Consider the following 12,916-nt stretch of genomic DNA (forward strand, 5'->3'; position numbering starts at 1 on the left):
TTTTGGCTACCGTGAACGTTAGTTTTTGATATTTGAAACATGAAAATTGGAATTATCACGCCGATGGCGGAAGAAAAAATTGCTTTAATTGCGGCATTAGAGAATATAACGACTAAGCAGCATGGTGGCACAGAAATTACGCACGGACAGTACAATGGGCATGAAGTGATTCTGACAGAATCCGGGATTGGAAAAGTTGCAGCTGCTTCAGCAACAACAGTGATGATTGATAATTTCCAACCAGATTTAATTGTTAACACTGGCTCAGCAGGCGCGTTAGATCCACAACTAAAAATTGGCGATGAAGTGATTGGCACGCGAATTGCTTACTCGGATGTTGATGTCACAGTGTTCGGTTATGAATTTGGTCAGTTACCTAATAAACCATTGTATTTTGAAGCTGATGCACAAGTCGTTAAAGCGTTTGAAAAATTGACTGCTGTCAAAGAAGGCTTAATTGTTTCAGGTGATCAATTTGTTCAAATGGCTGCTAAGCAACGTATCTTGTCGCATTTTCCTGAAGCACTGGTTGCTGAGATGGAAGCTGCCGCTGTGGCACAAGTGGCTTATCAATTCAATACACCATTTATTGTATTGCGCGGCGTTTCAGATCTAGCAGATGGTGATTCAGGGATTGTGTTTGATGACTATGTTATAGAGGCTGGAAAAGCATCAGCCAAATTATTGTTAGCCTATCTTGATAGTCAAAGCTAATGTCATTAGACCGTGTGAGCGGTCTTTTGTGTTTTAAAAATGCCTATGATACCATAATAATACGACTGATTTAAGGAATAAAAAAATGATAACAACTTATAATTTAAAAGCAAGTGGGGATATTCTAGTGATTATTCTCAAACCAAATGCTAACACACAAAGTGTCACGACTCAGGGAAAAGTGACTTGCATCCAGAATATTGAAACTGGCGATATTACAGGGTTTAACATCGCAGAGATTGGCGAAAAATTGGGCTTAACTAAGCAGTCTGGACCCGTTGATTTAAACGATACACAAATCAATATCATTAATGACGAGATTCAAAAAGCAGGGTTTAAAGCAGAGTTGACATCATCTGCATCAAAGCTCGTTGTCGGTCGTGTCCAGCGTATGACGCCTCATCCCGATTCAGATCATCTGCATGTTACTACAACTGAAGTTGGTGAAGACAAAACATTACAAATTGTTTCCGGATCGCCTAACATGCAAGTTGGTATTAAAGTTGCTGTGGCGCAACCTGGCACAATGATGCCGTCAGGGGCATTAATTTGGTCGGGTGAATTACGTGGTGTTGCTTCAAGTGGCATGATTGTTTCTGGACGTGAGTTACAGTTACCTGGCGCGCCTGAAAAACCTGGTGCGTTAGTGCTACCAGAAAATTTTGGTGAGATTGGAGAACCTTTTAATTTTAAGAAGGCACAGTCTCTCTATACTTCTGGATTAGTGGACACGAATTATTAAAATGCGTACACAAGATAAATTACAAAACGCACCACGCGTTTATCGCACATTTAATGGTGAGTTTGCGCAGTATAGAAGGCTTGTATTTGAATTGCGTAAAGGCGAGCTACAATATTTTATTTTTGAACAAGATAGGGGAAGTCATGTCTAAAACATATTATTTTATTGGTATTAAAGGAACAGGTATGGGCCCTCTAGCACAAATTTTACACGATCAAGGACATGTAGTCGTGGGTTCCGATATTGATACTTATACATATACACAGGCACCATTAGAGGCAGCTGGTATTAAAATATTATCGTTCAATAAAAATAATATCGCCAATTATCGTGAGGCAGTTTTTGTTCGTGGTAATGCTTTTTCCGATGATCATGTTGAAGTTGCGCAAGCCTTGGCATTGGGGGTTCGCATGATTTCGTATCCTGAAGCCGTGCAAGAGCAGATTGAACAAACAACCGCGATAGCCGTTGCTGGTGCGCATGGTAAAACCTCAACGACAGGCTTATTAGCACATGTATTAAAAAATATTGCACCAACTTCTTATCTTATTGGGGATGGTACAGGTCGAGGCGTCCCTAGTTCACAATTTTTTGTTGTTGAAGCAGATGAGTATCGCAGGCATTTCAAAGACTATGCACCTGACTATGCTATTTTAACCAACATTGATTTTGATCACCCAGATTATTACCAAGATATTCAAGATGTAACGCACGCATTTTCTGATTTTGCTAGTCATGTTAAAAAGGCAATTTTTGCTTGGGGAGATGATGAGCGTTTGAGATCGTTGCGCCCTAAAGCAGATGTTTATTATTACGGTACAAACAGCGATAAAGACGATTTCGTGGCGACAAATATTCATAAGTCAACCGAAGGGTCTCATTTTACTGTTGTATTTCGCGGTGAGACATTAGGTGAATTTTCAGTACCTTTATTCGGACAACATAGTATTTTAAATGCTTTAGCAGTCATTGCCGTTGCGTATATGGAAAAAGTTAATCTCACGTTAATTCGGCAATACTTAATGACATACCAAGGGGTTAAACGTCGGTTTAGTGAGAAACAAATCGCTGATATTACCGTGATTGATGATTATGCACATCATCCTACAGAAATAGATGCAACCCTAGATGCTGCTCGTCAAAAATACCCTAATAAGCAAATTATTGCGATTTTTCAGCCGCATACGTATTCACGTGTGATTGCCTACAAGGATGAATTTGCTAAGAGCTTAGAAGCCGCAGATAAAGTTTATTTAGCCAACATTTTTGGTTCAGCACGAGAAAAGGCAGGCGCAGTAACTTCAGCAGAAATTGGTGCAGAAATTAGTAAGTTTGGTGGCATCATTGAAGAAGATAATATGAGTTTACTCATGCCTTATGAAAATGCTGTCATGGTATTTATGGGTGCAGGTGATATTGAAAAATATGAATTTGCGTATGAAAAGTTATTAGGTCAATTACGTACTGATTTACAATAAGCTGATTATTGGATTTTGCGGGTTGTTCTTAAGTAGCCAGAAGTATATTGTGGTTAAGTGTTTTAGTATATGTTTAATAGACATTCTGGTATAATATAACTAACCAGAAATGGCAACTGTTGTAGTAACTTAATACTACTTGAAGAAACAACTGGGGAATATATGTAATGTGAGGAGACTCAAATGGATAATTTTAATATTAATGCGCGTCGGGATGTGACAGGCATGGATGAAGGTATGCGTGCGTTCTTCAAACAAACGTATACCTTCATGGGAATAGCTGTTATGGTCACGGCTATTACTGGGTTTATCGTACAAAAATTCTTTTTGGAACAAGCCATTGCGTTACTTGCGGGTAATCTTATCGGTGCACTAGCCCTTATTGGTATTCAGATGTTAATTATAACTATGATTGGGCGTGCTACTTTTAAAAATCCAGCACGCGCTTTCGGGTTGCTTATGGCATTTGCGGTCGTTGAAGGCTTGACGTTTGGCTTGTTGTTAGCCATTTACACGGGTGCTTCTGTTGTTATGGCATTTGTGTCTGCATCAGCAGTATTTGGTGGTATGGCTTTGTATGGTGTATTTACGAAACGTGATTTGACTGGTATGCGATCGATTCTTTTCGGTGCTTTAATCGGAATCATTGTTGCTTCAGTTGTAAATATGATCTTCTATAGCGGTATCGTATCATTGTTACTGTCGCTTGCAAGTGTCGTTGTCTTTGCTCTGTATACCGCCTATGATAATCAAAATTTGAAAATCATGTACAGCCAATTTGCTGGTCAAGCGGATACAACTGGATTAGCTGTCAATGGTGCATTAAGATTGTACCTTGATTTTGTCAACCTATTCTTTGCTTTGATTCGAATATTTGGTGTTGCTGGTGGCTCTCGAAACTAGGTAGAAATCGTATTAAATTTAACAGCCTTAGGGCTGTTTTTTTGTTACACTAGACATAGTAAAGGAATATAAAATGACAAAAAAATTACTTTTAATTGATGGCAATTCACTTGCTTTTCGTGCATTTTACGCTATGTATAATCAACTGGATCGGATGATTTCACACAAAGGGTTGCATACAAATGCGCTTGTTGCCTTTAATAATTTCTTAGATCAGATTGTTGACCCAATGCAACCAGACTTAGCGGTTGTTGCTTGGGATGCGGCATCTGGTAAAGAGACTTTTCGTGGTGATTTATTCCCAGAATATAAGGATGGTCGATCAAAAACACCGTCAGAATTTAAAGAGCAATTTCCATATTTACGTGAAATGGTAGCTTTGCATGGCTTGCGAAACTATGAACAGGCTGGGTTAGAAGCGGATGATATTATTGGTACTTTCTCTCGTATGGGTGAACAAGCGGGGTATTCAGTCACAATCATTACCGGAGATCAAGACCTCACTCAGCTTGCAACTGAAAAGGTGACTGTTAATGTCACAAAAAAAGGTGTGACAGAAATTGAACAGTACACACCAAGTTATATTATGGAAAAGTTTGGGTTAAAGCCGTTACAAATTATTGAAAAAAAGGCGCTAACCGGAGATACGTCGGATAACTATCCAGGCGTCACAAAGGTCGGTGAGAAAACTGCTTTAAAATTGCTAGCTGAATATCATGATATTGATAATTTATATGCACATATTGATGATATGAAACAATCAAAATTGAAAGAAAATCTAATCAAGGATCGTGAAGCAGCCTTTTGTGCGCGACAATTAGCAACGATTTTAACAGATGCTACCCTAGAATTACCTCTAGAAGAAATTGAATATCGTCATATTGATTATGATAAGTTAGTCCTATTTTATGAAGACTTAGATTTTAAGCAACAATTAGCAAAAATTAAAGCACTTCAAAAATCTGGTCAAATTATAGGCAGTCAAACTCCTGTTGAGAAAGTGATTAACGTCGTGACATTACAGGAAGATAACCTACAAGCGGTAGCCATGCTAGGTAATAAAATAGCGGTACATATAGAGATGGCTGGATCAAATTATCATATTGATGACATGATTGGCTTTGTAATAGGCAGTCCGGCGACAGGTTACTATGGTAGTCGCGATGTATCATTATTACAAAGACCAGAACTCAGGTCAGTGATTGAAAATGCTGCCATTATTAAAAATGTGTTCAACGTTAAAGCGCAACTTGTATTATTTAAACGTCTTGGAATCACGTTAAAGGGTGCTGAATTTGATTTCTTATTAGCTGCATATTTACTCGATACAACTGATAACGATAACGAATTGTCAACTTTGGCACAGCGATTTGATTTTTATGTCACACCAGATGAAGATATTTACGGTAAGGGTGCCAAGTATGCGGTACCAGAAGAGACGTCAAGAGTGCTTGTGCATTTAGCGCACAAAGCAGATGTTTTGATGCAACTCGAAAAGCCTGCTTTTGCTGCGTTGCAAGATCATGAACAAACGCATCTATATACCGAAATAGAATTGCCGCTTGCGCATGTATTGGCCGATATGGAGTACCGTGGGATTAAAATTGACCAGACTCGATTACGTGATATTGGGACTTCACTTGAAGAGCGCATTAATGCCATCAAAGAAGCGATATTTATTGAAGCAGGTGAGGTCTTTAATATTAATTCTCCAAAACAGCTTGGTGTTCTTCTTTTTGAAAAAATGGGTTTGCCAGTAATTAAGAAAACAAAAACTGGTTATTCAACAGCTGTAGATGTATTAGAAAAGCTTGCTTCACAAGCACCAATCGTTGATCATATTTTACAATACCGACAACTAGCCAAATTGAAATCTACTTATGTTGAAGGTCTACTATCAGTTGTTCATGAAAAAGATAGTAAAATTCATACACGATTTTTACAAACTTTAACACAAACTGGACGACTTTCATCAATTGACCCTAATTTGCAAAATATTCCGATGCGATCAGAGGCAGGTCGACAGATTAGAACGGCATTTGTTCCTAGTCAACCAGACTGGCAAATTTTTGGTGCCGACTATTCACAAATTGAATTGCGTGTTTTAGCGCATATGACTGGCGACAAAAATATGCAGCAGGCCTTTTTAAATGGTGAAGACATTCATGCAGAGACAGCTCGTGCCGTTTTTGGACTAGATGATAGCACCCCAGTCGATGCATTGATGCGACGCACGGCAAAAGCAGTTAACTTTGGTATTGTTTATGGTATATCTGATTTTGGTTTAGCCAATAATTTGGGTATTTCACGTGCTGAAGCGAAACGTTTTATTGAAACTTATTTTAAGGAATTTCCTCAAATCCACGAGTGGATGACCGAAATTAAAGCAAAGGCCCATGAACAGGGCTTCGTGGAAACAATCGCTAAACGTCGGCGATATTTACCAGAGATCAGTTCAAAAAACTTCAATTTGCGTAGCTTTGCAGAACGTACGGCAATGAATTCGCCGATTCAAGGATCAGCAGCAGATATTATTAAAATAGCAATGATTAAAGTAGCTGAGGCACTACAAGAAAATGGCATGCAAGCACGTATGTTATTACAGGTTCATGATGAACTTATTTTTGAAGCGCCAACTGATGAGATAGAAGAATTGTCTGAATTAATTACACGCGTGATGGATTCCGCCGTGGTGTTGGATGTACCCATGCTAGTCGAGAGCCATTCTGGTAACACCTGGTATGATGCAAAATAGAGATACGCCTATATGGCGTTTTTTTATTTTAACAACCATGTCATAAAACCTGACACATATTTGCATAACTGCTAAATATCTATTAAAATAAGAGTATGTTAACGGAGGTTGTTAAATGAGCGAACGCGAGCTGAGAAGGAATTTAGCGATTTTACCCATTGGCACGGTACGTGATCTCACATTGTTAACCGATCGACAAATTCGTTATTATGAACAAAATGAACTGATCAACCCGAGCCGCGGTAAGGGAGGACAGCGTCGTTTTTCTTTAAATGATGTTGATCGTTTACTTGAGATTAGGGATTTTCTAGATGCTGGTGATTCGATAAAGGACATTCAGGAAATTTTTGCAAAACAACGTCGGAAAGCAGTTGAAAAACAAGATTCAGAATCAGCATTACGGCGATCGTTGCAAAAAGAGTTTGCTCAAATTGGCCGCTTCGATCGTTAGTTGTAATGACAACTGTTGTCTCGTAAGGGCTTTATGAAGAAAGGGAAATCATGGCACGAAAGTTATTCACTAAAGAAGAAATCAAGCAATTAGTTATAGACGAAAATGTGGAATTTATTCGTGTAACATTTACAGATGTTCTTGGCGCAATTAAAAATGTTGAGGTCCCCACATCTCAGTTGGATAAATTATTAAATAATAATTTAATGTTCGATGGTTCATCTATTGAAGGATTTGTTCGTATTAATGAGTCTGATATGTATTTATATCCTGACTTATCGACATTCATGATTTTCCCTTGGGCGACTGATGGCCATGGTGGTAATGTGGCGCGTTTAATTGCAGATGTCTACACTTCAGATCGTGAACCGTTTGCTGGTGATCCACGTCATGCATTACGCCATGTTTTAGAGGAAGCTAAAAACGCCGGGTTCTCTGCTTTCAATGTAGGTACTGAACCAGAATTTTTCTTATTTAAGTTAGATGCTAATGGTAACCCAACGACTGAACTTAATGATAAGGGTGGTTATTTTGATTTAGCACCGCATGATAAAGGCGAAAATGTTCGTCGTGAAATTGTCTTAACATTAGAAAAGATGGGGTTTGAAATTGAAGCCGCTCATCATGAAGTTGCTGAAGGGCAACATGAAGTTGACTTTAAGTACGCTTCTGCTTTAGAGGCTGCAGATAATATTCAGACGTTTAAACTAGTTGTCAAGACGATTGCCCGTAAAAATGGTTATTACGCAACGTTTATGCCAAAGCCAGTATCTGGTATTAATGGTTCGGGTATGCATACAAATATGTCGCTTTTCCGTGATGCCGATAATGTGTTTGAAGATAAATCAGATGAAATGGGATTGTCAAAAACAGCTTACAATTTCTTAGGTGGCATATTGGCGCATGCTACAGCATTTACAGCACTGGCAAATCCAACTGTTAATTCTTATAAACGACTAACGCCTGGATTTGAGGCACCAGTGTATGTTGCTTGGTCTGCATCTAACCGCTCGCCAATGGTGCGTGTCCCTGCGTCACGTGGTAAGTCAACACGTTTAGAACTGCGTTCAGTTGATGCAACAGCTAATCCTTATACTACTCTAGCGGCAGTATTGGCAGCAGGGTTGGATGGTATTAAAAACGAGCTAGAACCATTAGCTTCTGTTGATAAAAACATTTATTTGATGGATGAAACAGAACGCACAAAAGCTGGTATTACTGATTTGCCAGATACTTTACTTGCTGCCGTCCGTGAACTTGCAGCAGATGATGTGATCATTTCAGCAATTGGTAATCACATCGCAGATAAATTTATTGAGGCTAAAAAGATTGAGTATACCTCTTATCGTCAATTTGTATCGCAATGGGAAACTGACGCCTATTTTGAAAACTATTAAAAACTTGGCCCCTAATATATAACGCATCAAACGAAAGCCACGACATTTCGTAGCTTTTTTGTTATGATAGGGGAAGTGTTTTATAAGTTTTAGGAGTGTGATGTTGAAATGAAAAAAATAACGATTAATTGGCGAAAAGTGTTACTGACAGCCGCTGTTTTTGTTGCCAGCACTTGCGTTCAGGTCTTGGCTTTGAACGCATTTCTCATACCTAACAATGTTTTTTCTGGTGGATTTAATGGTATTGCGCAGTTACTATCGTTACTTTTTGAACATGGTTTCCATATTAGTTTACAAACAGGAACATTCATCATGATCTTCAATATTCCAATTGGTGTTATCGGTTGGAAGTTGATAGGTGGTCGATTCACGATATTGAGTTTTGTAAATTCTATTACTGTTTCAATCCTGCAAATCGTGGCACCAACACAAGCATTGACGACAGATCCGTTATTGGCTTCGTTATTCGGTGGCTTACTTGTTGGTATTGCTATAGGATTAGCGATGCGTTACGGCTTTTCAACAGGTGGTATGGATATTATTGCTATGGTTGTTCAAAAACGTACAGGTAAATCAATTGGTGCATTAATGAACGGGATAAATTTTGTTGTTGTCATTGTTGCGGGTGCCTTTATAGGCTGGCAAAATGCGCTGTTCACATTAATTGGTATATATGCTACTGGACGCGCGGTTGATGCATTATACACAGGGTATCAAAAGTTAACAGCATTGATTGTGACTTCTAAAGGTGATGACGTTGTCGAAGCACTTCATCGCGACCTTATACGCGGCATTACTATTTTACCTTCTAAAGGTGCTTATACTAAAAGAGAATCAGCCACTTTGATGATGGTACTATCTCGCTATGAGTTAGTTGAGATGCAAGAAATTGTACACCGATCAGATCCTAAAGCATTTATTAATTTGTTGAGCACTGTCAGTGTTTCAGGGGAATTCTTTGATGCAGATCGGCAGTTGCAAATGCGCCAAGCCGTATCTGTTCCTAAACTTGAAACAATTACCGCACAAATAGAAGCAGAGCAGCAACTAGAGTCACAGCTAGATAAAATTGAAGATAACAAATAGTCAAAAGAAAAGAGAAAAAAATGCCTATTGTACAAGTTGAATTATTAGAAGGTCGAACACACGAACAATTGGCTAAGATGGTAAAAGATATTACCGATGTCATTGTTGAGGACGCTGGAGCTAATCGGGAAGCTGTTCATGTGATACTACGTGAAATGCCAAAGAGCCATTATGCTGTCGGTGGCGTATTGAAAAGCGACGCGTAAGTAATCAAACAAAGAGACGCTAACATTAAATTGTTAGCGTCTCTTTGTTTGATTATGATCATAAAGTTGTCGAATCACGAATCACTAGGTGACCATCGATGACAACCCGCTGTGGTTTCGAGGGCTTATTGTCTCGAACTTTTAGGAATAAGCGATAAAGTTCTTTTCCCGTTTCAAAATAGCTAAATTCAAAACTTGTTAGATTAGGGGAAACTGTTTCACTGAAAAAAGATTGTCCAAATCCAATAAAGTGTGGTTGTTGTTTTAAAGAAAAAGCAGCTTGCATGGCACCCACAACAATACGGTCAGTTGCTCCAATAACAAGATCAAACGTCTCATTTTTCATTGCCGATTTTGCGGCTTCTTTGGCATCTGTCATGTTAAAATCAGTGATGATTTCTTTATGAGGAATGTCTGATAACGCTGCCTTTATGCCGACAAAGCGGTCATGACCAACAGCACGATCTAAGTGATCATCGACATTTAAGAGTAGGACATTTTGTGGTCTTAAAGTTTTGAGGTAGTCACCGACAACATTACCAGCGTTAATATCATTCATAATGATACGATTGAATCCCGGTTCGTCTTGACCTTGAATAACAGTCGGCAATTCTGATGCCTCTAAAATTGAACGGATTTCGTCTGTTAGGTTAGCTGTTAATATGATGAGGCCGCTGACATTTTGAGAGTGCAATTTTTCAATAGCTGCCAATTCACGTGCGCTGTTTTGGTAGACATTGATAATCAAAAAAGTATCATCTTTATTGAGTTCGTCAAGCCCTCTCAACATATCAGATTGTGCGATGGAATCAAGTCGTGGCACAATAACACCAATTGTATGATTCGTTTGTTGTTTTAAACTTTGTGCAAATGTATTTGGTGTATAGTTATATTTTGCCACAATATCATCAATTTTCGCGCGCGTGTGAACACTAACAGAGCCGCCATTTAAATAACGCGAAACAGTGCTTTTTGCAACGTTAGCCAACATTGCAATATCATTAATTGTGACTTTTTTATTCATACTCTTAATCATATCAGAAATTCAATGTATGCGCTGTCACATAATTGTAATAAATAAAGTACTTGCAAATAGCTATGTAAGCGGTTACAATAAAAGTGTAATAAAGAACCGGTTCCGTAAAAGCCGATGGTAACACGGAATATAGCTCACTTTGTAGAAGAGTAGGGGAAAGACAATGAAGTATAATGAAGTAGCGAAGCGTATTGCAAAGACGGTTGATAAGGATAATATTGTCGCTGCAGCTCACTGCGCAACGAGATTACGTCTGGTTGTTAAGGATGTCGACAAAATTGACCAAGTCGCATTAGATAATGATCCAGATGTTAAAGGCACATTTAACGCCAATGGTCAGTATCAAATTATCATTGGCCCTGGTGATGTTGACGGTGTTTATGATGAATTTGTCAAAATAACTGGTGTTAAACAGGCTACGCCTGATGATTTGAAACAAATTGTCGCCAAATCTGGTAAGAAAAATCCTTTAATGGATTTAATCAAAGTTTTATCTGATATATTTGTGCCTTTGATTCCTGCATTGGTTGCTGGTGGTTTGTTGATGGCATTGAATAACATTTTGACTGGTGCAGGCATGTTTGGACCTAAGTCACTTGTTCAAATGTTCCCACAAATCACTGGTTTGTCAGAAATGGTTAATTTGATGGCATCTGCACCATTTGCCTTTTTACCTATTTTAATCGGTATCACAGCTACACGTCGATTTGGTGGTAGTGAAATTCTAGGTGCTGCTGCAGGTATGATGTTAGTTATGCCAAGTTTAATCAATGGTTACGGTGTGGCTGAAGCTGTTGCTAGTGGTAAAATGCCAACATGGGACTTATTCGGTTTGTCAGTTGCACAAGCTGGTTATCAAGGTCAAGTTTTGCCAGTGATTGGTGTCGCCTTTATATTAGCCACATTGGAAAAGTTTTTCCATAAGCATTTAAAAGGTGCCATTGACTTTACATTTACACCAATGCTTGCAATGTTAATCACTGGTTTTGTTACCTTCATTGTTGTGGGTCCAGTCTTACGCATTGTTTCAAATGGTATCACAGATGGGTTAACATGGTTGGTGACGACATTTGGATTTATTGGCTATGGTGTATTTGGTTCATTTTATTCAGCAATTGTCATTACTGGGTTACATCAAAGTTTCCCAGCAATCGAAACCCAATTGTTGGCTAACATTTCTAAAACAGGTGGTGACTTTATTTTCCCAATCGCTACGGCTGCTAACGTTGCGCAAGGTGCTGCGACATTTGCTGTTTATTTCTTGGCAAAGGGAAATACAAAGTTAAGGGCTTTGTCTTCATCAGCGGGCGCTTCAGCCATGTTAGGTATTACAGAACCAGCTTTGTTTGGAGTTAATTTAAAATATCGTTTTCCGTTCTTCATTGCATTGGGTTCATCAGGTATTGCGAGTCTTGTTATGGGGCTATTCCAAGTGATGTCATCATCACTTGGACCAGCCGGTTTGATTGGCTTTATTGCTATTCCTGCAAATAAGTGGGTTGGTTTCTTCATCGCAGTTATCGTGAGCTTCTCATTGTCATTTGTCGCAACTTATGCCTATGGCCGCTCACATATGCCAGCTACTGATGATGAAACAGCTGTGCCAGAAGCAGACGCAACAGTGTCCACTACGCATGTCGATGGTTTTGGAATAGATGCGCCGGTAGCAGGACAACTTGTTGATATCAAGACTGTTGGTGATGCTGTCTTTTCAAGTGGTATGATGGGTAAGGGTGTTGCTATTGAACCAACAGATAATAAAATTTTTGCACCCGCAAATGGTGAAATTACAGTGGCATACGACACAAAGCATGCTTATGGTATCAAAACTACAGATGGCGTTGAAGTATTAATTCATGTGGGTATTGATACAGTTAATTTAGCTGGGAAGGGTTTTACTAGTGAAGTGATACAAGGGCAACAGGTTAAACAAGGTCAATTACTTGGTACGTTTGACAAACAGGTCATCTCAGATGCTGGTTATCCAGTGACAACAATGGTTATTATTACAAATACAAGTACTTTTAAAGACGTGGCACTGGATGCAACATTCGGGGACACAGTTCAAATTACTGATACTTTATTGACGGCTATACCAGAGCCAGAATTGATTTCTGAAACTATTACACCAGCAAATGTTTAAAGGGG

12 protein-coding genes are annotated in these 12,916 nt (G+C 38.9%); 11 read left to right on the top strand and 1 reads right to left on the bottom strand.

Annotation, left to right across the window (positions count from 1 at the left end):
* Nucleotides 1-39: 39 nt before the first annotated feature.
* The 10 genes from JOD28_RS04700 (at nt 40) to JOD28_RS04745 (ending at nt 9,732) form a co-directional block, all read left to right on the top strand.
* Nucleotides 40-714 carry a 5'-methylthioadenosine/adenosylhomocysteine nucleosidase gene (locus JOD28_RS04700; protein WP_204769713.1) on the top strand — a complete coding sequence of 225 codons (675 nt, stop codon included), beginning with the start codon at nt 40-42 and terminating at the stop codon, nt 712-714.
* 85 nt (nt 715-799) lie between these two features.
* Nucleotides 800-1,456 (top strand): YtpR family tRNA-binding protein, encoded by a 657-nt coding sequence (gene ytpR, locus JOD28_RS04705; protein WP_204769714.1) that lies wholly within the window; start codon nt 800-802, stop codon nt 1,454-1,456.
* A gap of 1 nt (nt 1,457) precedes the next feature.
* Complete coding sequence (locus JOD28_RS04710) at nt 1,458-1,607, top strand: UDP-N-acetylmuramate--alanine ligase (protein WP_204769715.1); 150 nt, start codon at nt 1,458-1,460, stop codon at nt 1,605-1,607.
* Complete coding sequence (gene murC / locus JOD28_RS04715; protein WP_204769716.1) at nt 1,600-2,934, top strand: UDP-N-acetylmuramate--L-alanine ligase; 1,335 nt, start codon at nt 1,600-1,602, stop codon at nt 2,932-2,934. Before JOD28_RS04710 ends, murC begins: the two co-directional genes overlap by 8 nt.
* A 183-nt stretch (nt 2,935-3,117) precedes the next feature.
* Nucleotides 3,118-3,837, top strand: a complete 720-nt coding sequence (locus JOD28_RS04720) for a Bax inhibitor-1/YccA family protein (protein WP_204769717.1) — start codon at nt 3,118-3,120, stop codon at nt 3,835-3,837.
* 73 nt (nt 3,838-3,910) lie between these two features.
* Nucleotides 3,911-6,592 carry a DNA polymerase I gene (gene polA / locus JOD28_RS04725; protein WP_204769718.1) on the top strand — a complete coding sequence of 894 codons (2,682 nt, stop codon included), beginning with the start codon at nt 3,911-3,913 and terminating at the stop codon, nt 6,590-6,592.
* Nucleotides 6,593-6,707: 115 nt separating this feature from the next.
* A complete protein-coding gene (locus JOD28_RS04730) occupies nt 6,708-7,043 on the top strand; it encodes a MerR family transcriptional regulator (RefSeq protein ID WP_204769719.1) in 336 nt (111 codons plus the stop codon).
* Between the two features lie 50 nt (nt 7,044-7,093).
* Nucleotides 7,094-8,440 carry a type I glutamate--ammonia ligase gene (gene glnA / locus JOD28_RS04735; protein WP_204769720.1) on the top strand — a complete coding sequence of 449 codons (1,347 nt, stop codon included), beginning with the start codon at nt 7,094-7,096 and terminating at the stop codon, nt 8,438-8,440.
* Between the two features lie 108 nt (nt 8,441-8,548).
* On the top strand, nt 8,549-9,526 hold the full coding sequence (locus JOD28_RS04740; RefSeq protein WP_204769721.1) for a YitT family protein: 978 nt from the start codon (nt 8,549-8,551) through the stop codon (nt 9,524-9,526).
* A gap of 20 nt (nt 9,527-9,546) precedes the next feature.
* Nucleotides 9,547-9,732, top strand: a complete 186-nt coding sequence (locus tag JOD28_RS04745; protein ID WP_204769722.1) for a 2-hydroxymuconate tautomerase — start codon at nt 9,547-9,549, stop codon at nt 9,730-9,732.
* A 58-nt stretch (nt 9,733-9,790) separates the two neighbouring features.
* Here JOD28_RS04745 and JOD28_RS04750 read toward each other — a convergent pair whose 3' ends face one another.
* Nucleotides 9,791-10,756: a LacI family DNA-binding transcriptional regulator gene (locus JOD28_RS04750; protein ID WP_204769723.1), complete on the bottom strand. Its 966-nt coding sequence runs from the start codon at nt 10,754-10,756 to the stop codon at nt 9,791-9,793.
* 175 nt (nt 10,757-10,931) lie between these two features.
* Between JOD28_RS04750 and JOD28_RS04755 the strand changes: the two genes are divergently transcribed.
* On the top strand, nt 10,932-12,911 hold the full coding sequence (locus tag JOD28_RS04755) for a sucrose-specific PTS transporter subunit IIBC (RefSeq protein ID WP_204769724.1): 1,980 nt from the start codon (nt 10,932-10,934) through the stop codon (nt 12,909-12,911).
* Nucleotides 12,912-12,916 lie beyond the last annotated feature (5 nt).

This window comes from Leuconostoc rapi, from assembly GCF_016908715.1.
GTDB lineage: Bacteria > Bacillota > Bacilli > Lactobacillales > Lactobacillaceae > Leuconostoc > Leuconostoc rapi.